The 22,119-nt window shown below is 57.1% G+C and carries 22 protein-coding genes and 2 pseudogenes; 10 read left to right on the top strand and 14 right to left on the bottom strand.

The genetic code is table 11. The features are described from left to right. Together N554_RS0106565 and N554_RS37990 are read right to left on the bottom strand one after the other, a co-directional pair. Nucleotides 1-437, bottom strand: a 437-nt coding sequence (locus N554_RS0106565; RefSeq protein WP_029582746.1) for a hypothetical protein, incomplete at its 3' end; no start/stop codon positions are given. Between the two features lie 131 nt (nucleotides 438-568). Continuing rightward, nucleotides 569-920, bottom strand: a pseudogene (locus N554_RS37990) (Rieske 2Fe-2S domain-containing protein); the annotation flags it as partial. A 128-nt stretch (nucleotides 921-1,048) separates the two neighbouring features. Here N554_RS37990 and N554_RS37985 point away from each other — a divergent pair. Together N554_RS37985 and N554_RS39655 are read left to right on the top strand one after the other, a co-directional pair. Beyond that, on the top strand, nucleotides 1,049-1,186 hold the full coding sequence (locus N554_RS37985) for a DUF3072 domain-containing protein (protein WP_081851140.1): 138 nt from the start codon (nucleotides 1,049-1,051) through the stop codon (nucleotides 1,184-1,186). Nucleotides 1,187-1,196: 10 nt separating this feature from the next. Continuing rightward, entirely contained in the window at nucleotides 1,197-1,352 is a 156-nt protein-coding gene (locus N554_RS39655; RefSeq protein WP_156041818.1) for a hypothetical protein, read from the top strand. 96 nt (nucleotides 1,353-1,448) lie between these two features. Here N554_RS39655 and N554_RS42890 read toward each other — a convergent pair whose 3' ends face one another. After that, entirely contained in the window at nucleotides 1,449-1,673 is a 225-nt protein-coding gene (locus tag N554_RS42890) for a KTSC domain-containing protein (RefSeq protein ID WP_081851139.1), read from the bottom strand. A gap of 512 nt (nucleotides 1,674-2,185) precedes the next feature. Between N554_RS42890 and N554_RS40825 the strand changes: the two genes are divergently transcribed. The 3 genes from N554_RS40825 (at nucleotide 2,186) to N554_RS0106530 (ending at nucleotide 4,665) form a co-directional block, all read left to right on the top strand. Next, nucleotides 2,186-2,401, top strand: coding sequence for a hypothetical protein (locus N554_RS40825; protein ID WP_081851147.1), 216 nt, complete (start codon nucleotides 2,186-2,188; stop codon nucleotides 2,399-2,401). Nucleotides 2,402-2,851: 450 nt separating this feature from the next. After that, complete coding sequence (locus tag N554_RS0106535; protein WP_197033443.1) at nucleotides 2,852-4,273, top strand: PAS domain S-box protein; 1,422 nt, start codon at nucleotides 2,852-2,854, stop codon at nucleotides 4,271-4,273. Continuing rightward, complete coding sequence (locus N554_RS0106530) at nucleotides 4,270-4,665, top strand: response regulator (protein WP_029582743.1); 396 nt, start codon at nucleotides 4,270-4,272, stop codon at nucleotides 4,663-4,665. The genes N554_RS0106535 and N554_RS0106530 overlap by 4 nt, the downstream gene beginning before the upstream one ends. A gap of 452 nt (nucleotides 4,666-5,117) precedes the next feature. Here the strand turns inward: N554_RS0106530 and N554_RS0106525 are convergent, their stop codons facing one another. From N554_RS0106525 to N554_RS37965, 6 genes and pseudogenes are all read right to left on the bottom strand, one after another. Continuing rightward, on the bottom strand, nucleotides 5,118-5,480 hold the full coding sequence (locus N554_RS0106525; protein WP_029582742.1) for a PRC-barrel domain-containing protein: 363 nt from the start codon (nucleotides 5,478-5,480) through the stop codon (nucleotides 5,118-5,120). 133 nt (nucleotides 5,481-5,613) lie between these two features. Then, nucleotides 5,614-6,594: an alpha/beta fold hydrolase gene (locus tag N554_RS0106520; protein WP_051677350.1), complete on the bottom strand. Its 981-nt coding sequence runs from the start codon at nucleotides 6,592-6,594 to the stop codon at nucleotides 5,614-5,616. A gap of 1,227 nt (nucleotides 6,595-7,821) precedes the next feature. Continuing rightward, nucleotides 7,822-8,049: a hypothetical protein gene (locus tag N554_RS41780; protein WP_081851137.1), complete on the bottom strand. Its 228-nt coding sequence runs from the start codon at nucleotides 8,047-8,049 to the stop codon at nucleotides 7,822-7,824. A gap of 138 nt (nucleotides 8,050-8,187) precedes the next feature. After that, complete coding sequence (locus N554_RS0106515; RefSeq protein ID WP_029582740.1) at nucleotides 8,188-8,433, bottom strand: hypothetical protein; 246 nt, start codon at nucleotides 8,431-8,433, stop codon at nucleotides 8,188-8,190. Between the two features lie 166 nt (nucleotides 8,434-8,599). After that, nucleotides 8,600-9,178, bottom strand: a complete 579-nt coding sequence (locus N554_RS42885; protein WP_029582739.1) for a phospholipase effector Tle1 domain-containing protein — start codon at nucleotides 9,176-9,178, stop codon at nucleotides 8,600-8,602. Continuing rightward, nucleotides 9,138-9,740 (bottom strand): annotated as a pseudogene (locus N554_RS37965) (phospholipase effector Tle1 domain-containing protein); the annotation flags it as partial. The gene N554_RS42885 and the pseudogene N554_RS37965, both read right to left, overlap by 41 nt. Nucleotides 9,741-10,102: 362 nt before the next feature. On the opposite strand from N554_RS37965, the gene N554_RS42640 reads away from it, so the two are divergent. Then, nucleotides 10,103-10,765: a CoA transferase gene (locus N554_RS42640; RefSeq protein WP_156041816.1), complete on the top strand. Its 663-nt coding sequence runs from the start codon at nucleotides 10,103-10,105 to the stop codon at nucleotides 10,763-10,765. A 124-nt stretch (nucleotides 10,766-10,889) separates the two neighbouring features. Here the strand turns inward: N554_RS42640 and N554_RS37960 are convergent, their stop codons facing one another. The 3 genes from N554_RS37960 to N554_RS42635 all read right to left on the bottom strand — a co-directional run bounded on the left by N554_RS37960 (nucleotide 10,890) and on the right by N554_RS42635 (nucleotide 14,466). Then, a complete protein-coding gene (locus N554_RS37960; RefSeq protein WP_081851135.1) occupies nucleotides 10,890-12,332 on the bottom strand; it encodes an amidase in 1,443 nt (480 codons plus the stop codon). Nucleotides 12,333-12,605: 273 nt separating this feature from the next. Continuing rightward, on the bottom strand, nucleotides 12,606-13,523 hold the full coding sequence (locus N554_RS0106490; protein WP_036052517.1) for a LysR substrate-binding domain-containing protein: 918 nt from the start codon (nucleotides 13,521-13,523) through the stop codon (nucleotides 12,606-12,608). Between the two features lie 52 nt (nucleotides 13,524-13,575). Continuing rightward, nucleotides 13,576-14,466: a LysR substrate-binding domain-containing protein gene (locus N554_RS42635; RefSeq protein WP_029582734.1), complete on the bottom strand. Its 891-nt coding sequence runs from the start codon at nucleotides 14,464-14,466 to the stop codon at nucleotides 13,576-13,578. A gap of 108 nt (nucleotides 14,467-14,574) precedes the next feature. On the opposite strand from N554_RS42635, the gene phnA reads away from it, so the two are divergent. The 3 genes from phnA to phnY all read left to right on the top strand — a co-directional run bounded on the left by phnA (nucleotide 14,575) and on the right by phnY (nucleotide 18,767). Next, entirely contained in the window at nucleotides 14,575-15,807 is a 1,233-nt protein-coding gene (gene phnA, locus N554_RS0106480) for a phosphonoacetate hydrolase (RefSeq protein ID WP_245283535.1), read from the top strand. 50 nt (nucleotides 15,808-15,857) lie between these two features. Beyond that, the gene (locus tag N554_RS0106475) at nucleotides 15,858-17,156 is read left to right on the top strand and encodes an MFS transporter (RefSeq protein WP_081851134.1); all 1,299 of its coding nucleotides are present in this window, start codon (nucleotides 15,858-15,860) and stop codon (nucleotides 17,154-17,156) included. Nucleotides 17,157-17,318: 162 nt separating this feature from the next. Next, nucleotides 17,319-18,767: a phosphonoacetaldehyde dehydrogenase gene (phnY, locus tag N554_RS0106465; RefSeq protein ID WP_029582731.1), complete on the top strand. Its 1,449-nt coding sequence runs from the start codon at nucleotides 17,319-17,321 to the stop codon at nucleotides 18,765-18,767. 493 nt (nucleotides 18,768-19,260) lie between these two features. Here the strand turns inward: phnY and N554_RS41770 are convergent, their stop codons facing one another. Further along, a complete protein-coding gene (locus N554_RS41770) occupies nucleotides 19,261-19,587 on the bottom strand; it encodes an amidase family protein (protein ID WP_245283540.1) in 327 nt (108 codons plus the stop codon). Nucleotides 19,588-19,901: 314 nt separating this feature from the next. Here N554_RS41770 and N554_RS0106450 point away from each other — a divergent pair, with 314 nt between their 5' ends. Continuing rightward, complete coding sequence (locus N554_RS0106450; RefSeq protein ID WP_081851133.1) at nucleotides 19,902-20,807, top strand: LysR family transcriptional regulator; 906 nt, start codon at nucleotides 19,902-19,904, stop codon at nucleotides 20,805-20,807. Nucleotides 20,808-20,989: 182 nt separating this feature from the next. Here N554_RS0106450 and N554_RS0106445 read toward each other — a convergent pair whose 3' ends face one another. Next, a complete protein-coding gene (locus tag N554_RS0106445; RefSeq protein ID WP_029582729.1) occupies nucleotides 20,990-22,021 on the bottom strand; it encodes an IS110 family RNA-guided transposase in 1,032 nt (343 codons plus the stop codon). Nucleotides 22,022-22,119 lie beyond the last annotated feature (98 nt).

Genomic DNA, 22,119 nt, shown 5'->3' with positions numbered 1-22,119 from the left:
TTTAACGCGATGCGAAAACGGGCAGCCTCAGGACCCAGCCCGAACAGGCTGAGAAATTGCGGCCAGTTGAAAATGATGACGATCACTATGCCGGTCAGGGGCATCAGTTCGAGAAAGCTATGCACCTGTTGTTCGATGGGCGTAACGCGCCGCTTATCATTCGCAAAGGTTACGTCCCACAGCGCGGTCAATTGGTGCGCAATGAAGCCAGCGATCATTGTCGCGATGACAAGCGCGTTAATCTCCAGAAAGATAGCCGCCAGCAAGGGCACCGCGACTTCTGCAAACATCAACAGATGAATAAGCGATTCCTTGTAGCCGCTCGTCAGCTCAATGCTTGAGGCTCGGTGACAAAGATAATCGGCAAAGCCGGCCGCTAGCCAGAGTGGGAGGACAAAGTATAACAATGCCAATTCAGCAATTTCGGAATGAGACATCTGGTCCCCGGATATGTCCGCGCGCCCGTCGCGGTCCAATCCTCGCGGTTCATAAAAGTTCCGGACAGTCATCCGCGCCTGCGATTACCCGCCATTAGTTGTGCTCCATCCGAAGAATGGGCTCCTCTGCATCATTCAGCCGCTTTGGCCAGCGCGCTTATCGCCGGAGCGTTGGGGCGGTGCCATCAACCGCAAACTACGAGGCCATGACACGGATAGTCCCAGCAGGTCTCGAAAGAATTCCAATGCAGATGACAGCCGATGTGGGTACAGGCGGCGGATCGGTTGTACAGCTGCCCTGCGTCATCGCGATAGGCGGCGACTTTTGTGAGGCCTCGCCGCACGATGGCGCCATGGCCGGGCTTCAGGTCGTCGGTCGAGAAAAGTTCGCCGGGAGCCAGATACTCCGCGAGGTTTTTCCCACCGTGACGTTCTCCTTCAGGCAATTACCCACGCTGACGGCGTCTCGCGTGAGGGACCGTAGGCCCGTGGAACATTCCGCGAACGGCTGCGTTACCTGCTCCCAACAGGGAGCTCACCATGAATCCGAAAACGGAACGACCCGATAACACGCAAAAAATCCCGACGAGTGGGTATCGGGTGCTGACCCGATGACCGGAGCGCAGGCGTCGTATCTGAAAACCCTGTGCGAGCAAGCGGGCGCTCCCGACCTATTCGACGACGGCCTGACGAAGGCGGAAGCCTCGAAGTTGATCGACGAACTGCGTGAGAAGGCCAACGTTGCGTAGGGAGCGTGCCATGGAAGAACCGATGATGACCGAGGAGCAGCGGGACGAAATCAAAAGCCTCTGTCAAAAAGCGAATGTGCCGGACAAATCGGGCGAGCTCCTCACCCAAGAAGGCGCACAACATTTTATCGACGACCTGAAGAAGCAGATGGCGGAGCGGAAGTAGCCGCGCCTCCCGATAGAATAGATGTCGAGGAAAAAATGCAGCTACCACAAGTAACCGGTGGCTTGTACTGACTCCTGCCTGGCTACGGCCAAAAGTTTACGATCTAAAAGGGATCAATAATTTATGAATTGTCGGGCGAACTGGTCGGACACCTGCCCGACCGGCACGCACCAAGCGCGTACCCAAGTCGGTCAAGAAGGCTGAGCCTATGATCCTCCGATTGTAGAACTGCCCCATCGAAGGCGATGAAATGAATGCGTCGAAGGTGATCGGGGGAAGTTCGCAATAGTGGTAGTAAGTGCCCCGCAAATTGACCAGCATTATTTCCGCGCCTTATCGTAGCAGACTCGCTGAATGAAGCTGCTGCGCGGCGTATCCGTGCGGGTAAACGGCTAAGATCGACCGCGCCGCGGTATTTCACATCCACCGCATCCACCGGCGCATTGACCAGATCGCCGTATCGCGGGGTCGCCGGATCGCATCTAGCGGGATACTGGCGGGGTCTTACAGCGGCGGCAATTCGACCCCAAGTCACCACATCCGCTGTTGAGGCATTGCCCGACGGGCCGACGGCTGCGCAGATCCGCCATAACCCTCTATATGGAGCGACCATGCTTCGGCTTCAGCGCGGTCAGTAACGCGGATCGCTTTCTGCGCGGCTTCGCGCGCGCCTTGGGCGCGTATCTTCGCGCCCATAATGCGGCAAGTATTTGTGGAATTGACAGGCGAACTTCGCAGCCAGGCCATGAGTGTCCGCTTTGCGTCCGTCGATCTCGGCACGTCACGGCAACCATCCCGTGGTCGGTGCGTTGGTGAACAGTAAGGAGGCACGAATGAACAACCCTCAGAACTCTGAAAAGGACGATGCCCGTTCACGGCTGGGGACGCCTACGCAGACGCTCAATCCTGGCGATGAAGCCGCACGCGGAACTCCCGGGACCGGCGAGGATATCTGCCCGCAGTGTCATGGCAGCGGCCGCATTGACGGTTCGCCCTGCCAGAACTGTGGCGGTAGCGGCAAGATTGTCAAAGCAATCGGCGGAGCCTAATCAGGCAGCTGCTGACAATCGACTATCTGCTTGTCACGTCCGCCGATCATCCAGCCGGGCCATGCGCCATCCGGGGTCGCTTGAAGTAAGTAGCCGTGGCTCGAAGCGGGCGCAGCGGGTCTCAATTGCGCCGACCACGCTTCGAATTGGCCGGCCCTTTGGGCGCACAAGGCATGCGCTTAGGAAGGATGCCTTCGGCAGCGGTTCGCCCTTAGGTCGGCGCCGCCTTTCATCGCCCTGGGATCTAACTGATCGAGTCGAGGCGAGTGCGTGGTCCATCCACAAGCATCACTTCATGATCCGCCTTTCGGAGCTAGGCATCGGCGGCTCTCAAAGCAGTTCCTACGATTTCCTTTCGCCAGCGTTCCTGCCGAACAAGGATCTTTAATGCAGCCGGAGGCCACGGCACGCCCTTCTGTCCGGCGAAGCCCACACCAAGTACGAGGCTTTTTGAACCTTTTGCGTGGCTTGTTGTTTTATCCTCGAAAAATGGACGTTGAGGGTTCGAAGGTGTCGGACGGGATTTCGGAAACGCGACCTCCTCGAGATGCGGACCTCTTGCGTCTGATTTTTGAAAGCGCCACAGATTTCGCTGTATTCGCGCAGGATAATGCAGGGAAGGTAATCAGCTGGAATATCGGGGCCGAGCGCCTGACCGGTTATTCGGAGAAAGAAATCCTTGGTGGGGATGGCGATGTGATTTTTACGTCGGAGGACCGCGCTGGGGGCGCCCCTCAGCGAGAGCGATCAACAGCTTCGCTGAACGGCCGCAGCGAAGATGAAAGATGGCACCAACGCAAAGACGGATCGCGGTTCTGGGGCTCCGGCCTGCTCATGCGTCTTCAAACTGGCGATGGCTTTGTCAAGATAATGCGCGACCGGACGGCGCAGCATACCAGCGAACTTGAGTTGAAGGAAAGCGAGGCGCGGTTCCGCATGCTGGCGACGTCCATCCCCCAACTCGTCTTTCGATCTCTCGAAGACGGCGCGCGAAGTTGGGGAAGCCCTCAGTGGGAGATTTATGCCGGATTGTCGGACGCTGAGAGCCGGGGCTTCGGCTGGTTGGCGGCAGTTCATCCTGACGACCGGGAAGTGACCCGAAGCCGCTGGCAAGATGCGCAAGATTCGGGTGAATATTACATCGAGCACAGGATTCGCCGGGCTGCGGACGGTGAGTATCGCTGGCATCAAACAAGGGCAAAGCCCGCGGGCCAGTCACGAACAGAGTGGGTCGGCACATCGGCTGACGTGCATGACATGCGGTGTTTGCAGGACCGCCAACAAATCCTACTTTCCGAACTGCAGCACCGCACCAGGAATCTCCTTGCGCTCGTGCAGGCGATCGCACGACAAACGGTGAAATCCAGCACTTCGCTGGCAGATTTCTCTCACCAATTTGAAAGCCGGCTGCACGCGTTGTCTCGCGTGCAAGGCTTGCTGGCGCGCACTGATCACGGGCCAGTCGATCTGCAACAGATTGTACGGGCGGAATTGGAGGCGCATGGACCCGGTGACGCGGCGGATATCGGAGGCCCTTCTGTCGAGCTGGCTCCAAACGCCGCTCAGGCGTTGGCTCTCGCGCTGCATGAGCTTGCGACCAATGCGGTCAAATATGGCGCGCTAAGCCAGCCGGGCAAGCTCGCAGTCAAGTGGCGCCTGCGGCAGGAGGACGGCGACGCGCACGTCATACTAAATTGGCGCGAGACTGGCGTTACGATGCCAGATCCCGCGGGAGAGGGACGGCGCAAAGGATATGGGCGCGAGCTCATCGAGCGTGCGCTTCCATATCAACTGAACGCAATCACCAATCTCGAATTTACTAGCGACGGCGTGCGCTGCACGGTCGAACTTCCCTTGGAACGGATCAAATGAATCTTGCTGCGGATCGTTGGCGTGGACATCACGTACTGATTGTGGAGGATGAATATCTTCTGGCTCAAGATCTAGCGGATTACTTCCAGATTCTCGGGGCGGAAGTGCTGGGTCCCGTAGGCTCCGTTGCGGAAGCACTAGAGCTGCTGGAGTCCGCTGATGTTCAGGGCGCGGTTCTGGACATTAATCTCAGGGGTGAACGGGTCTATCCCGTCGCTGACGTGCTTCGGCTAAAGCGTGTCCCGTTTGTCTTTGCGTCAGGCTACGGTGGTGAATCGGAGCCGGATGCTTATGCCGATATTCCTCGTTGTATCAAGCCGGTTGATTTAGCAGTCTTGGCCAAAACGCTTGCTGACCACATTGATGGCAGTAAGACCACGCTGAGCCCTTAGGTTGTTGACTAGCAAAGTCTTACACGAGCGCAGTGGAAAAGCGGACCCATAGGACCGGGAATGAAAACCCCGTCCGCAGCAGGGGTTACGAACGGGGTTCAACTGGAGGAAACGCGGGATCTGGGATTTCGGGCGTTACTGACGTTATCGCTTGTGAGTGGAAAGGTTTGTCCGTCAACGGACTCTCGCACTAATGCCCGATCCAAAATCCGAGTCGGGAGAGTAGTGGGCCCGTAGTGAAACCAGAGCGCAGCATGGAGGCTCAAAGTCGATTAGTCCTGACCGAAAATCGAAGTTTGTCTGACTTCGGTACGCCAGCGCCATAACAAACGGCGGACCTCCGGCGGTCTGCAAAACGCATTTCGGATGTAGCCAGGTAACGCTTGAACTAGAACGCTCCAAAGATTGGCGGAGATGTACCTTGGTTGCACTACCAAACTGAATGCTGGGGGTTACACAACCGAAACGCCATAGTACTCACGGATCAAGCGGCCAGCCGCAGGGTCTGACCAATCCCACTTGCTATCGTTGCTGTACTTTGGCGCACTCGGCAGCTGGTCTTCGGTGATGCCAGTGATATAGCCGCCGAGGTCGGTGTCGTATTTCAGCGATTGCCACGGCAGGGGATAGTGGTCATCGCCAATCCCGAGAAAGCCGCCAAAGCTCACAACAGCGTAGTGAACTTGTCCGCTAATCTTGTCGATCATTACCCGTTCGATGGAGCCGATCTTCTGATTGTCTGCGCCGTACACGGCAGTACCCTCGACCTTGTCGCTGCCAATCAGATTTTCGGTCTCCTGATCTTCGATAGCCATGATGACCTCCTAAAGATTTTTCGTTTGTTTCTCCAATCCGCAGTGTTCCACAATGTTCCTACAGCACTTCAACCATTTCGCCGCAAAAGTCGTGTTCAGAACGTAACACCCGAACTATCAACTGATCGCTCGGTCATCTGACATCTGGGCCACGCCGTCTCATGTCATGAGGCAATGGCACACCTGCCGTATCTGCGGCCAGCGCAATAGCGGCACCATCGGCATAAATTACCATGTGCCCAGCATCCTGAAGGAGGTGGAGGTCGGAGCGGCTCAGCATCTGGTGTAGACGTCGCGCCTGTTCGGGTTCGCTGACTTGGTCCCCTGTTCCGTGGAAGATGCGGACAGGACACCGAATGCTTGGATAACGAGACTGGAAGTGTGCCGCCGCCGGAACGAGCAAGGCACTTTCCTCGGCAGCCGCCCTCAACTGTTTGGGCCTGAGCGTTAGCGAAGCTGGGAACCGGGTCTTGAAGTCGCGCGGGACAGAGCGGGGTGCGAAAAGCTTGCGAATCAATCTCGGCAGAATGGCCCATGAAATGATTGGAGCGACCGTGTAACGAACCAGATCGCCCAATACCGGTATCGCTGGACCTGACATCATCCACACGTCCCAGCGCCAGGTCGGAAAGTAGTAACCGGAGGCAAGCACAAGACCACGGATCGGATAGTCATTTCGCAATCCGATGGCAATAGCGACCAGCGCACCCCATGAGTGGCCCAGCACGACAGGATTGCGTGCGCCGAGTTGATTAAGAGCCTTCACAAACAGATCCGCTTGGGCTGTTGCGGTCCAGATCCGCGAGCGGGGCCGTTGGCTATATCCGAAGCCGGGCCGGTCAAAGCAGAGAACACGATTGCGGCGGGCAAGAAGGTCAACAAGCCCGCTGATCGTGAAATCTTGGATCATAGAGCCGTTGCCATGAAACAGCACCACGCAGGGAGCCGCGGGATCACCACGGTCGAGATAGTGGAGTCGCACGCCGTCGCACTCGGTAAAGGTACCAATAGGTGGGTTATTCCGTTCCGCCAGGACTGAGAACACAATGTTCCCGATCGCCAGAAGAATGAGAGCGACCACAATAATGACGGAGACGGTTGCAGCAGTGGACATTCGCTAGCCTCATGACGCGGGCTCAATCAAACTCACGAACCGGATTGCCGCACGTTGAAGGAGCCAGTATGCGCAATAACCGGAACTTGGAGCCTTCGTTCCTCGGTACCATCGAGGATCGCTGAAAAGATCAGCAACCCAGCAACGGTCCTACGGCGACCAGCGTTGCTGGCGAAGCAGCGCGCGCTAACTCCCACAGCCGCAAGATGATGGTGCCTGATCGAAGGAGGCCTCGCCCAGGAGGTCGCGCGCCGGATCGAGGTCTGGCTAATTCATTCCGATGTTGGACGCAGGGCAGCAGCCGGCGACCGTGGAATTTGGCGTCGGTCCTGTGTAAGCTGCACGCAGATTAATTCAGCAAGCAAAGGAACATCGTTGGAAAGAGGAGGTTACAGGCAAAGTTTCCAATTTGTAGAAAGCGTTTACAAAATGGCTTATTCACCCGAAGTGGTTCGTCCCAACGAGCACCGAAATCCTGCCCAAGTGAGTGCGGTCGGTCCCGCTGACGACGTCCGCACGATAATGTTGAATCAGGTCTCCTGGGGTGCCGTGTTCGCGGGGGCCACGATTGCCCTCGTCATGCAGATAATTCTCAACATGGTCGGAATCGGCGTCGGTCTCTCGACCATCGATGTAGCCGCGGGGGATACGCCGAGTGCCGGATCTCTCTCGGTAGGTGCCGGTATCTGGTGGGTAACTTCCGGAATAGTTGCGGCTGGAAATCCGAGTGCGCCACATCCCGATCTGGCACCGTCGACCTCTCGTTTGCTCGAACGTGGTTGCTGCCGGCGACTTTAGACCACTGATTTGGGTTGGGAGTCGAGTAAAATTCTGATTTTCCGAAACTATCAACCTCGCGGCCCGGTCATATCCTCGCCAAGAGGGCTTCCAATTCTGGCCACGAATCGGGTTCACGCAGGCGTGCCCAAGCAGGGGAGCGCGTCATGCGATCACGCACGGTTTGGAAGCCATTTGGGCCGGTCAGGAAGAACGCGGAAATCGAGCGCCTTTATCTTGAGCTAGCCTCATTCAACGAGCGTATCCAAGAGCTCGAAAAGCAGCATCCGAAGCATCGAAGATCGAGGCACTAAGGGTAAGCGCGCTGGCGCTGGCGCGGCAGCTTGATGAAATTTGCTGTTCAAGTGTGAACGAGCTAACCGATTAGCCTCACGCAGCACAGCAAGGGCTCGAGAACACTTTGGCGGCGTCCTTACACTTGGATCCGATTCACGCTGGGCGGCACTCAGGTGACGCCACCGATTTCCAATATCGCGCCTGTTCGCCACCAGTCCGTTCAAAGTAGGCTTCCAACTCCGCCAAGGCCCGACGCTCCCATTCCTTAGCCTGCCCCAGTAAAGACCAGCTTTGGGCAGGCCGGAAGGCCGCGGTTTGTCGGTATAACGAAGCGATCGCGCGATATCGGCGCACGTTCTCTAAGGCGGCTTCCCCGTTCATGGTCCGAACTCCATCTTCACCCCTTTGGTTGCCACTAACGTCCGCCAGAACGATTTTAGATTCGTTAGCGGGATGCGCCGGTAGGTTGAGTGGTTTGCGAACCGTTTCCGATTTCCCAGACGCCGAACTCAGCCGCCATCAGGCTGGAGCTAGCTCGATCTTCTCACTGCGCTTTGTTTCCGCATCGTAAACCTTGATCTGAAGGTTTGGAAAACGCTGCTTCAAATCTTTGGCTGCTTGGATGGCGGAATCCTGGATCTTGAACTCGAGCTTGACATGGCCGTCCACGATGAGGGCGTAGCCACTTGTTGGAGGATCGGTCGGCGCCCGGTAAGTTGACGCGGGCGCAGCCATACGCGTTGGGTGCGTGCGTTGTTGACGCATGAGAATGCTCCTTTGGGGGATTTCCTCTTAGAACGCTCCAGCAGCGCAACTGTTCCTGCAGCTCGCGTAATGATAGCTGATGGACGTTGCGTGGATAGACCGGGTCGATTAATAGTTTCACGCCGATTCACACCGGCGTATCGCGACCGGGGAAGCCGATTGGACCTCAATAGAAGGTCAAACAATCCCGGTGTTTTGCCAGCGCCTTCGGACGGTAGGGTCGATCGCCGGTCACGCAACGTGCCTTGGCTAAGCCAAACCGCTTGCGAACAGAACCTTCATGTAGGATGTCCGGGCCCTTGCCGTCTCGTACGCCTTCCCTGGTACCCTCGGCCCAGGCGCGACCCCATCCGGTCCGCTCGTCGTGCTGAATGCCTTCGTGTGACGGCTTCCATTTCAGCTTGGTCCTATCCACGATGAGCGGATGCTCGACTGCCATCGCCTCCTTGATCATCCACTCCAACGCCAAATCGGATAGGCCCGTCTCGGGATAGCCGCCGCCGACGTCGGAATGCACGCCGGGGAACCAAACCTGCTTGATACGGCCACGCGCTTTGGCTTCCGGCAATTCTTCCGACTCGTCCCAAATCTCCGGCGCGAAGATTTCGCGGTTTTCGTCGATCGAGAGCGCTTGGCGTCCGTAGGGGACGCAGGGATTTAGCGAGGCGTTGTGGAAGGTGACGGCACAAGACCAATCCGCTTGAACCTGGAATACCGAGCGCGCGCAAGGTGTCCCAAACTCCAATGAAATAGGGAAAGGGAGGGTTGCCGGAGTCGATGGAAAGGCTGTGGTAGCGGGCGCGATACTTCACGCCAAGGGCAATGCGCTCTTCCTGCTTCTCATTGCCTCCGTAGTGCTTGTAGACCGTCTCAATCGCCTCCTCGACAAGCGCCAATCGACCCTTCTTATTCTGACGGTCGCGAGGACTGTTTCCCGCGGCGTCGCGTTGCGGAATGCCACACAGCGACAGCACGCCGCCGACACTACGTACGGTAAAGGCGCCACGACTGAATCCGAACAGAAAGACCCGGTCACCCGGTTCATAGTATTCGATGAGCGCCGTATAGCAGTCCTTGATATTTTGCGAGATTCCGAGGCCCGTCGCCCGGCTGGCGAGATCGTACGCCCAACGCCACCACTCGCGCTTGTGCTCCGCACCCTGGCCCTCATCATAGAACGTTACCTGTTGAGCAGAAGCAGCCTCTTTCGTTGCATCCCATAGCTTCCAGACGTTGGTGCGCTCCGCCTTCGGCATGCTAGCACCTTGGCCAGTTCCGTCGGAAAGTATCACAACGTTCTTCGCCATATCCTTGCTCCGCTTTTCCACGCGCGGTGGGCCCATAATATAATGCAGAGCTGTGGCGGACAAAAGACGCCCTCATTGTTTGGGTGCTCTTCGCCTTGCATCGAACGGTCACCCGGCCATCGATCACCTGCATCTTGGCTGAATTTCATTCTCCGAATCTTACGGAGACCAGGCCAATAAGGATCAAATGCTCAACCTCATCGGCGGCTGAGCCTACGCGCTGTTCGTCGTCGCCTGCCTCCGCTTTCAGGACACGACCTACTGCAAAATCCACGACGAGGCGCCGCACTTCGCGCAAAAAGTCCCGCCACCGGCATCATCTCACGTTGACCGGAGGTCGATGCTTCCCGAAACACTACCGGATGACGGCTGTATGCTTCGCGCGCCGGCCCTGTTGCAGCCCAAACGAAATCCGGTCCACGGATTCCGGCATCCCAGAAAACGGTGCATCTGTGTACGTATCTTCTCGCTCATCTGCGCCAGCTCGGGACCGGCGAAACCTGGACGAGCCGCCGACGGTCGTTTTCGGCAAACCAGCCAGACGGAGGAAGACAGAGCAGCGGAAGATTGCGCTCGGGTTCGATTCCCCATCTCCGTTTGAATTGGCAGACTGCAACGCGATCGCCCGTCCTGATCTGTCTGAAGATTTGCGGTTCGCCTCCACCTCGCTCCGCGCGCAGTACCAGGAGGACCTCCTTAAGATTCTCGAGGAGGTGTTCGCGGACGAGGCCTGCGAAGGGTTGCTGGCCAAATTCCGCTCCGCCGGCGTGCCGTGTTCTCCGATCAACGGCTATACTTTTGGCTGGTTTTACCCGCGAAAGGTTGCGTCACATTGCGCTGTGATTATCAAAGTCGGTGCTGCTGCCCGACAGGCGATTGTGGACAGATTGGAAGAGGCGGGAATAGAGGCGTTAGGTAGAGGAAAGGGCTCAATCCGATTGAATGTTAAACTGGCAGACATTGACGTGCAAAAAACGGCGCTAAGTGAGCTGCTTCAAAAGGCTGAAGAGTGGTCTCATCGATGAGGTTTTCGCGTTTACGGTTTGCATGTCATCGAAAAACGAAGCCCGACGCGCTGCGCGGGTTTCTCGTCGCACGCTAAGGTTTTCGGTACAGGCAGTGTTTGCGGCCGTGGAACGATGCGGGAGTTCAGGCGACAGGTGCGGTCGCTGTTCTGGCCTCTTCGGCTGATCGAGCATCGATTGGCGTTGCGCGGTTGACCCCAAAGATATCTTCCAGAAGTGCGGCGTAAGATAGCAGGCGATGCTCACCTCGCGGCGGGCCGACAAGTTGTAGCGCGACCGGAAGACCATCGGAGGTGAAACCGCAAGGCAACGACAAGATCGGAAGCGCCGTAAGCGTCAAACTGTAACAAATAGCGTACCATTCGTAGTAGTAGTTCAGGGGTTGGCCATCGATATCCTTAAGATACTTCATGTCGATATCAAATGGCAGCACGGCCGTCGAAGGTGCGATCAGGAGGTCATACGTCTTGAAAAATCGCGCGACCCTCTCGTAGAGCTTGCCGCGCTCGATCTCTGCCTTCGCGAGTTTCTCCACACTCATGGATTTTCCACGCGCGTAATTGTCCACCAATTCCACTTTGACGCGGTCGCGATGGTCTTCAATGATGGGGCCGAGGTCCCCCACAAACTGGTTGGCTCGCAGAATTTCGTAGATAGATCCCGCATCGCTTAAGTCGGGGCAGGCTTCATCGATCGGAACGTTCAAGGCGGACAGCTTCCGCACGGCATCGCTGAACAGCTCGCGCATCTGCTTAGAAATTCTGACGGTGCCGCCGAGGTCAGGGCTGAAGGCGATCCGGCGAGGGACGCGCGGTTTATCGACCGCGTTGACAAACGCAATTCCCGGCCTTTCGATGGAGATCGGATCGAGAGGATGAACGCCGACCATCGCGTCGAGCAGCAGGGCGACGTCGCCGACGTTTCGAGCCATCGGCCCTTGCACCCAAAGATTGTCGAACGGCAGGCGCACTCGGCTTCTGGCGATTCGTCCCGGGGAGGGACGTAAACCTACAACGGAGCAAAACGCGGCTGGCGTTCGCAAGCTGCATCCGAAGTCCGATCCAGTCGCGGCCCAGGTTTGTCCAGATGCAACCGCAACTGCCGACCCGCCGGATGACCCTCCGCACGTCAACCCGGTATTCCAAGGGTTGCGTGTTTTGCCGAAAACATCATTGAAAGTATTGGCGCCGTGGCCAAACTCTGGTGCGTTAGACTTGGCTATGACGATTCCGCCGTTTTCTTCCAGAATCTCCACCATCGCATCTGAGCCATCTGGGATGTGTTCGGCGAACAGAGGCGATCCGTAGGTTGTCCGAACCCCCTGAACGTCGTTGAGGTCTTTCACTGCGACAGGAAGACCTGAAAGGACGGAATTTTCGTCCGAAAGTTCGATACGACGGGCGTGTCGGCGTGCCCTGTCAGCGCAGACGGTCGGAAGAGAATTCAGCGCGGGATTAGTTTTCTCGATTCGCTGGAGCGATGCATCAATTAAATCGAGGGGAGTCAGCTCACGGCGCTTCAGAAGGTTCACGACATTGCGCGCAGTCATTCTCCAGAGCTCAGACATTGCCATTTCCCTTGTTGTGTGGGCCAGCGAATCTGGGGAGCGCGGCGCACAACCCTCGTTCCGGAACCCGAGAGCGTCATGATCGGACCCGCGACGCAATCAACGGCCCAACTGACTTTGCTGTATGGAGGTCGGTCAAACACATCAAGCGATCAATCCTCACATGAGGTGTGACGAAATCTCCCAGAACCGTTCGAAGTCCTGCCTGGACATTGTCCGACTAGTCTCGGGCAAGTTGCTGCTCAGCTCGTAGATGCGGCATATGCCGTTCGATCAAAAATCCGAAGAAGCGTTTGACGCCAAGCTCTTATCTTCAAATGCAACCTCCTCGATCCACCGCATGAATCTACGGCAAATCTGGCTTTCTTGATTGTTGACGGCGATTGCGGTGTAAGTAGCTCCTTTCGCGACGACATCGGGAAAAGGAACGCAAAGCCGGCCTTTTCGAATATCGTCGGCAACCACGCGGACCGGGCCAATCATGGCTCCTAGGCCATCGATTGTTGCTTGCAGTGCGATGAACTGATGGTCGAAGCGATGCAGGATATTAGGATAAGTATCGTGAACCCCTGCGGCCTCAAGCCAATTTCTCCAGTCGAAAGGCCGCGTTTCGGTGGCAAGATGATTGGCCTTAAGAATGTCGTGGGGTTCCTTGATCTTGAGCAGCTTGGCGACATCAGGAGAAATGATGGCGGAATTGTCTTCGTGGAACAGAGTGAGGCCTTGAAACCGGAGATGCGAGGTCTCGCCCCTCTGAATGACAATATCGCAAACACTCCGTTCGGATGACCATGTGGTCATGGTCGTCGTGACGTGGACCTCGGTATTGGAGTGGCGTTCGTAGAATTGGGGTAGTCGCGGTATGAGCCAGCGCATGGCAAAGGTCGCGGGTGCGCGCACATGGAGTGTTTGCTTTGCCGTCAGCCGTCCATAACTCTTGCAGGCTTGGTCGATTAACCCAAATGCGCTGCCGAGTTCCCGGGCGAAGGCAATCCCATGAACGGTGGGCGTCATTTGGCGTCCCGATCGTGCAAAGAGCTCCTGTCCGAGCCACTGCTCCAACTGCCGGATCTGCTTGCTGACTGCGCCATGTGTGACGTGAAGTTCGATGGCGGCCGCCCCGATGCTCCCATGTCGCACCACAACTTCGAACGTCCGCAAAGCCCCGAGCGGAATCGACGATTGCCACATGGCGCAACTTTCCCTCACATGATCTCGAAAACAAGTCGGATGTGCCGGTGCTTTACGCTTTGGCCTTCCGAACGAGCCAGTCCTTGAACCGTTTCATAGCGGGATCAATGCTGCCGCCAGCGAAATATGCAAAATATGACTCGCCTGGAAAGTTTAAGTGAGGAAATGGACATGCGAGTTCGTGGCTGGTGATCGCCATCTGAAGCAGATTCTGAGGCGCCACTAAGGACCCGAGTCCGTCCTTAACAGCCTGTATAGCAACAAATAGATGATCGAACCGATGCCCGCCGGCCACGATGGCATCATTGACCTTTGCCCGTTTCAGCCAAGCCTGCCAGTCCTGCGGACGGGTCATGGACTCGATCAGCGCGTGGCTTGTGATGTCGGTCGGCTTCGACAGAGGCTTGCGGGTCAGCAGCTTCGGCGAGCTCAGCACCGCCATATCCTCGCGAAACAGGAAGACGCGTTCGCTCAGTCGCTTGGATGTCGGAGCCGTTTCACCGCGCAAGACTACGAGATCGTGTCCTGCGAAATTTGGCGATTGTCCGGTCATTCGCGTCGAAACCCAGACGTCCGTCTGCGGTTCCAATGCGCGAAAAGCACTGACGCGCGGCAACAGCCAATACATGGCGAATGTCGCTGGCGCTTCCACCGTGATGGTCCGCCGTTCACGCTGACGCTGCACATATGCGCAGGCGCCCGCGATATCTTCGAGTGCACTGCCGAGCTTGCGCGACAGGATATCTCCGAATGGCGTCAGGATCAGTCTTCGTCCCTCGAGAACGAAGAGAGTTTGACCCAGCCACCGTTCAAGCAGTTTAACTTGCTTACTGACCGCGCTGTGCGTGACACCTAGCGTCTCGGCAGCAGAGGTGATGCTGCCGCAGTCGGCGACAACCGCGAATGTTCGCAATGATCCGAGCGGGAGATCGCGTAGCCTCATGGAATTAAAGTTACAATTGCGAGAGAATAAGTCAATTTTTATTCGCACCGCGTCAGCTTAAGGTCTTCGTCGGCCAGCTGCCAAAATCCGAGCAAACGAAGGGCGATGATGATCGAGGTAAACGGACGAGCCTACGCGAAACCTAAGCGCCCCACGGTGGTGGTCTGTCTCGATGGCTGCGATCCCCGCTATCTGAATTTCGAGAATGCGGCAAATGTATTCACAAATATCTCTCGGATGATGCGCGACGGCTTTTCCACACTCGCCGATGCGGCGATGCCGACCTTCACCAATCCGAACAATGTTTCGATTGTGACAGGCGCGCCGCCCGCGGTTCATGGCATTTCCGGAAACTATTATCTCGACCGGGCGACCGGCAAAGAAATCATGATTGTCGATGCAAGCCCGATGCGCGCCACGACGATCCTTGCCGAGATGTCGCGCGCGGGCGTGCGTGTCGCCGCGATCACAGCCAAGGACAAGCTTCGCAAGATGCTTGGCCATCAAATGAAGGGCGGGATTTGTTTTTCGTCGGAGAGGGCCGGCAGCGCGACTCTTGCGGAAAATGGAATTGAAAACGTCGAGGCGCTCGTCGGGCGGCCGACGCCTGACATGTACAGCCCCGACTTGTCGCTGTTCGTGCTTGATGCAGGCATCAAGCTGCTTGAGCAAGACCGCGCGGACCTTCTCTATCTTTCATTGTCCGATCTGGTTCAGCACGCCCATGGCCCAGGCGACAGCGAAGCGGACGCCTTCCACAGCGCGGTTGATGCGAAAGTCGGCCGGCTTGCCGGACTCGGCGCAGTTGTCGGATTAATTGCCGATCATGGTATGAACGAAAAGACGAATGAGGATGGGACGCCGCGCGTCGTTTTCCTCGAGGAGGAACTCAACCGGCGTTTCGGGCCGAATGCGGTGCGCGTTATCTGTCCGATCACCGATCCGTTCGTGAAGCACCATGGTGCCCTCGGATCGTTCGTGCGGATTTACCTGCGCGCAAAATTGGAACTGGCGGACGTCATGGAAGTCGCTGCTGCAATCCCGGGAATTGCGCTCGTTCTTGATGGGAAAAGCGCCGCTGGCCGTTATCAGATGCCGCTCGATCGCGAGGGAGATTTTGTTGCGATCGGTGACACCCACACGGTAGTTGGCTCGAGCCGGGCCGAGCATGACCTTACAGGCCTCAATGGTCATCGTCTTCGATCCCATGGAGGACTGAGCGAGCAGATTGTACCTTTCATTCTCTCGCATCCGATGAACGAAACATACCGGGACCTCGCTGAAGCCAGACGGCTGCGCAATTTCGACATCTTCGATTTCGCTCTGAACGGTGTTCAGTAAACCCGCAAGAAAGAAGCTAACCATAAAATTATCATCAAGGGGGGTACGTTATGCTCGAAACAGGGCAGGCCATTGCACGGCCGGTTGCCGGCACGTTGGATGTTGACGCCACGTATGAGCGTTACAAATGGGCGGCCTTGTTGGGCGTCTCGTTCTGCTACCTTTTCTATTACACCGGGCGCCAGACATTCGGATTTGCGATCCCCGGCATTCAGAAAGAACTCGGACTATCCAAGGAAATGCTTGGATGGGTAAGCGCTTCGATGCTTTGGGCCTATGCACTCGGCCAGTCCATCAACGGCAATCTCGGCGACAAGTGGGGCGGGCGCGTCATGATGCTCGCGGGCGCCGTGCTGTCGTTCGCTGCGAACTGGACGACCAGCTTCACAACGGGCTTCATTGGCCTTCTGCTGGCGTGGGGTTTGAACGGCTACTTCCAGGCGATGGGGTTTGCGCCAGGAAGCAGGCTACTTTCAAATTGGTGGGGGCATAAAAACCGCGGCTTTGTTTATTCGTTTTACGTCGGCATGTCCGGCTTTTCGTCGGTTCTGGCATACTTCCTTCCCATTATCATCCTGGGCAGCCTGGGTCTCGATTGGCGCTGGATTTTTCGCCTGTCGGTCTTTCTCATGCTGTTCGGCGCGATCGTGATGTTTCTCACAGTTCGGGAACGGCCCGAGGATCTCGGATTGGTTGGCCCCGCTGACGAAAAGTCCCCGGATGAAGCTGAGACCGGCCCCGTCGATACGGAGGCCAGTGCATCGCGCTATCGCGCTGTTCTGTCGAACTGGCGTCTCTATGCCACAGGTCTGTCGATCGGATTTCAGAACGCGGCGAGATACGCCTTGCTTGTTTGGATCCCCGTGCATTTTCTCGGTCCGAACTGGAAGTCAGCATCGACCGTGATCGACCCGACGTGGATCACGGTGGCATTGCCGATCGGAATGGCGCTGGGCGCCTCAACGAATAGTTGGATTTCCGACATCGTGTTTAATTCGCGACGATATCCTGCAATCATCACCTACATGGTCCTTGCCGCGATCACCGCGATGGCGATGGAATTGGTGCCGCATGGCAGCCTGCTCGGGATCGCCGGACTCTTCCTTTGCGGCTTCTTCGTATTTGGCCCCGCATCGTCATTCTGGGCACTTTGCCCGGACATTTTTGGCCGGCGTCTCTCAGGGACCGCCACTGGTCTCCTCAACTTCATATCATATGCATGTGCGGGGCTTGGGGAGCCTCTTATAGGACGCTTCATGGATCATACGGGAGATACCTCGGTTATTTTTCCCATCGTCGCCGTGCTTTGTGCCGGCAGTGCGTTTTCTGCACTTCTCATCAGACGGTAGGAGCGACTGTTGACATGCTTTGTGCTAATGTGTGCCATTGCTGATGGCCGCACCCGAGAAAACATGGCAGCTCTCCTCTTCCTTCGATCATATTCCGCAGAACTTCCACTTCTTTGACTTCGATCGAATCTGGCAATCGGCGCGCGTGAGCAGGCGTATTCAATGAATGTACAGTCTCAGGTAATTCGTCACGAGGCGATGCGAATCGCGGGCGCCCGCGTTGAGACCGAAGAACGTATTGACGTCTACAACCCCTATACCAACAAACTGGTCGGAACAGTTTCCACCGCACGTCCCGAACACGTGCGCGCTGCGTTCGCGAAGGCCAAGGCGTTTAAATCCAAACTCACCCGCTATGAGCGCCAACAGATTTTGCTCAAGACCTCGGAGATTCTCGCGCTTCGTAAGGAAGAGTTTGCTGGCCTGATTTCGTCGGAAACGGGCCTCTGCTGGAAAGACTCAACCTACGAGGTCGGGCGTGCATGCGATGTTTATTCCTTCGCGGGCCAGCTGACGATCAAGGACGATGGCGAAATCTTTTCGTGCGATATCAGTCCTCAGGGCAGGGCGCGCAAGATCTTTACGATGCGCACACCGCTGCTGGGGACGATTTCGGCGATCACGCCCTTCAATCATCCTCTGAATATGGTGAGCCACAAAATCGCACCGGCTATCGCTACCAACAACCGGATCGTCTTGAAGCCGACCGAGCTCGCGCCATTGACCGCATTGGCACTCGCCGATGTGCTCTATGAGGCGGGTTTGCCCCCGGAAATGTTGTCGATCGTGACCGGAAATCCTCATTCCATGGGAGATGCGATGATCACGGATCCCGATGCCGACCTGATTACCTTCACCGGCTCAGTGCGCGTGGGAAAACATATTGCCGCAAAAGCCGGTTACAAGCGTCTGGTTCTCGAACTCGGCGGAAACGACCCGCTGATCGTCATGGAAGATGCCGACCTCGAAAAGGCGGCGGAGCTGGCGGTGCTTGGCGCCACCAAGAATTCTGGCCAGCGCTGTACGGCGGTCAAGCGCATCCTTTGCGTGGAAGCGGTCGCGGACCGATTTGTGGAGCAGGTGCTCAAACGAGCCAAAAAGCTCAAATGCGGTGATCCGATGGATCCCTCGGTGGATATTGGAACCGTCATTCATGAAGACGCTGCAAAAGAGTTCGAGCGTCGTGTCGAGGCTGCCGTACAAGACGGTGCTCGCCTGCTTCACGGGAATAACCGCGAAGGGGCGCTCTATCCTCCGACGGTCGTCGACCATGTTCCGCATACATGCGAATTGATCTTGCAGGAAACCTTTGGCCCCGTGATCCCGATCGTCAGGACCCCTAATGACATTGAGAGTGTTATCAAGATCTCAAACTCTACGGCCTTCGGACTTTCGTCAGGTGTCTGCACTAACCGCCTCGACTACATCACACGTTTTGTGAATGAGCTCGAGGTCGGCACAGTGAACGTTTGGGAAGTTCCCGGATTTCGCATCGAAATGTCGCCATTTGGCGGTATCAAAGATTCGGGCCTTGGATATAAAGAAGGCGTGCAAGAAGCAATGAAGAGCTTCACGAACCTGAAAACGTATTCGATTCCTTGGTCCGTTTAGCGTGCGTGGAAAACGCTCGAGATATGACCGCAGGCGAGATGGTTGAGCGTTTCGCAGAGATGAAGTTGCAGCCGGCGATTTCGAAACATTTGTCTGTCCTTGGAACGCGGGCCTGTGTGGCGGGAAAAGCGAGGACAAAGCTCATTATGGACTGAAGGAGGGGCGCGCTCGCCGGCACGCTTGCGCATTTCCTTGCTGAAGTGTGCCCTCGCACGGCTCCACCTAACATCAACGACGCCACATGACCTGGAGGCGGTAGCTCGAAGTTCGAGTGGCAACGCCCCTGGAAATTCAATAACCTTCGATTTCCGCAACAACGCCTGGCCTTTAGCTCGAGTCATCCGATTGGCATCGGCAGCGTAGAGAGGGAACTATCGATAGCCAGCAGCTTGCAATTCGAAGAGTTCTGAGTAGCGGCCTGGTTGCGCCATCAGCTCATCATGCCAGCGGCCTCGACCATTCCATCGGCGAGAGTTTTTCCCTCGTATGACCGTTATCGAAGCTTTTGCTTCGACGGCCTTGAGGACAAGCCACTAGCGTTCTGAAGGCGTGGCATCTCGATGGCTTTGGCCAATTGCAGCGCGTCGGCGAGCCGTGCCACATCGCTGCCCGGTTTGCCGCAGAGCATAAGACCAAGGGGTAAGCCTGATGGCGCCAAGCCGACGGGCAAGGTGGCGATGGGCCCGCCCAAAGCCGTAAACGGAATGATGTAACGCGGATCGCCAGTCTGCTGCCCTTCCAGTGCGGTGTCCGGCGCGGCAGGGGCAATGAGGAAATCGACGTTCGTCCACGCGTCCCAAAACTCTGCCTGAGCCTGCAGAAGCTGGTATCGGGCGCTAAAATAATCAGAATCCTCGATTTTTTTTCCCGCGGATGATGGCGGCCAGCCACGCCGCTGAGACCTGCTCGGAATGAGTGGTCTCTAGAGCGCCGTGAATACGCGACAGCTCGTGCTCCAGCACGGTTTGGTGCCAGTCCAGACATCCGAACAACTCCGTCGGCGATTTGGTAATGACAACGTCGTGTCCAGCCTTGCGGAGACGGCTGGCTCCAGCGCCTCTGATGCACGAGGGATACTTTGGAGGTTGGCAAACTAGCTGTGCAAAGCTAAGTTAGCACATCATCCGAGGGGCCGTGCGCTTTTTAACGCTCAGATATTTCAACGCAGTCGCAAAGTTGGGTTCCATTCGGAAGGCTGCCGATCGGCTGCACGTGGCGCCATCGGCGGTGAGCAGGCAGATCGCCCAACTCGAGAACGAACTCGACGCGGTGCTTTTCGAACGGTCCAAAGGCGGCGTTCAACTCACTGCGGCTGGCGAAGTCTTGGCCCGGCAGAGCCACCGCATTTTCCGCGATCTTGACCGCGCTCGCTCCGGGATCGACGACCTTCGCGGCCTCCGACGCGGCGAAGTCAGCATCTGGGTCATCGAAGGATTTGTCACGGGCTTGCTTCCGGACATCTTGGCGGACTTTCACCCTCATCATCCCACTGTATCGTTCAAGGTTCAGACGGCTTCAACGGACCGTATCGTTGAAGCTTTGTTGGAGGACGAGGCTGATATCGGCATCACGTTCAATGCCTCTTCGCGACCGGAGATCGAGGTAATTGCGGAATTCCGTGAACCTATCTCTTGCCTAGTGGCGCCCACACACGAATACGCAGATCGCGATCATCTCAGCCTTACTGACATCTGCAAACAGCCTCTCGCCCTTCCCGACCACAGCTTCGGCCTTCGACAGTTCTTCGAGCGGACCATTGCGAAACGCGGACTCAGTCCACAGGTGCTTGTGACGACAAACTCGCTGGAATTGACCAACACCCTGGCGGCGACTGGTCAGTTCATCGCCTTTATGCCCGCATTGGCCATGATTACGGAGCTCAAATCGGGTCAGCTCCGTGCAATCCCTGTGTGGGATCCAGAACTCGCATTCGCCCGATCCAGCATCAGCGCATTATGCCATGTGTGGACGGCTCCGGATTGGCAAGAGAAATCTTCACGTCGCAGGCTTGGTCGGTGCAGCCATGTGTTCGGCCTGTAGGTGCGGTTCACATGACCGCTGGCCATAATGCCCTCCGCGGATCAGGTCCCGGTCAAAACCCCGCATTCGACAATGCGCTGGCACAAGTGGGTTGTCCTGATCGCCGGATCGACCGGCTCTGCATTACGTGCTGTTCGCCCTCCCAACCTTCACCTCACGCCGATTGACCGGCGCGATCTCGTTTACGCCGCCAGCGCGACGGGTTGCTTGTAGCGCTCGCCCTTGGCCATCATGGCCCAGGCCATTCGCGCAATCTTGTTGGCAAGTGCGATAGCGGCGACCTTGGTCGGACGCCGTGCCAACAACGTCGTGAGCCAGGGCCTATGCCCCGTTCCGTGGATCTTGGCGTAGCGAATGACGGCGAGTGCCCCGGCGACGAACAGGCTGCGCAGATAACGATCACCCTGTTTGCTGATGCTGCCGAGCCTGTCCTTACCACCACTCGAGTGTTGCTTCGGTACGAGCCCAATCCAGGCCGAGAAGTTACGCCCTGATCGGAAGGTCCTGGGGTCAACAACACTTGCGACCAGAGCGGTCGCCAGCATCGGACCGACCCCGGGAATGTAATGAAGGCGCTTGCTCGTTTGGTTAGATCGGTGCCAGGCCATGATCAACCGGTCGAACTCCAAAATCTGCTCCTTGAGGCTGAGCAGTTGAGCACCGAGCGCGGTAAGGCACGCGCGAGCAACCTCTGGCACCCGCTTGTCGTTCGGGTCCGCCACAACATGCAGCAGTTCCGTAACCCCTTTGCGCCCGACTGGCGCGATAATGCCGAACTCGGCGAGGTGCGCGCGGATCGAATTGATCACCGCGGTCTGCTGGCGGATGAACAGATGGCGTGTGCGGTGAAGCATCAGGCAGCTCTGCTGCTCAGGCGTCTTGGTTGGCACAAACCGCATGTTGGCTCTGGTGACCGCTTCGCAAATTGCCTCTGCGTCAGCTGCATCATTCTTCTGACGCTTGACGTAAGGTCTTACGTAGGCTGGTGGCATCAATCGCACGGTATGGCCAAGCGTCTGAAGTTCGCGCGACCAATGATGTGAGGAGGCACAAGCCTCGATGCCAACTAGGCACGGCGGTAGCTTCTCGAACAATGCCAGGACGTGGCGGCGCTTTAATTGGCGGCGGATGACCACCTGGCCACCAGCGTCAACGCCGTGAACCTGGAAAACTGATTTGGCTATGTCGAGACCGATTGTTGTGATCGTCTGCATGGTTAGCTCCTCTGAATCGTGGGAGCCTCAACAGCCCCCACATCCGTGGCACTCACGTGCCGGTGGAGGAGCCGTCCACAGCATCAACAACCGACTTC

Source organism: Bradyrhizobium sp. URHD0069 (assembly GCF_000701345.1).
Classification (GTDB): Bacteria; Pseudomonadota; Alphaproteobacteria; order Rhizobiales; family Xanthobacteraceae; genus Bradyrhizobium.
Note: the sequence above shows the minus strand (reverse complement) of the source record. Positions and strands in the feature narration are given on the sequence as shown.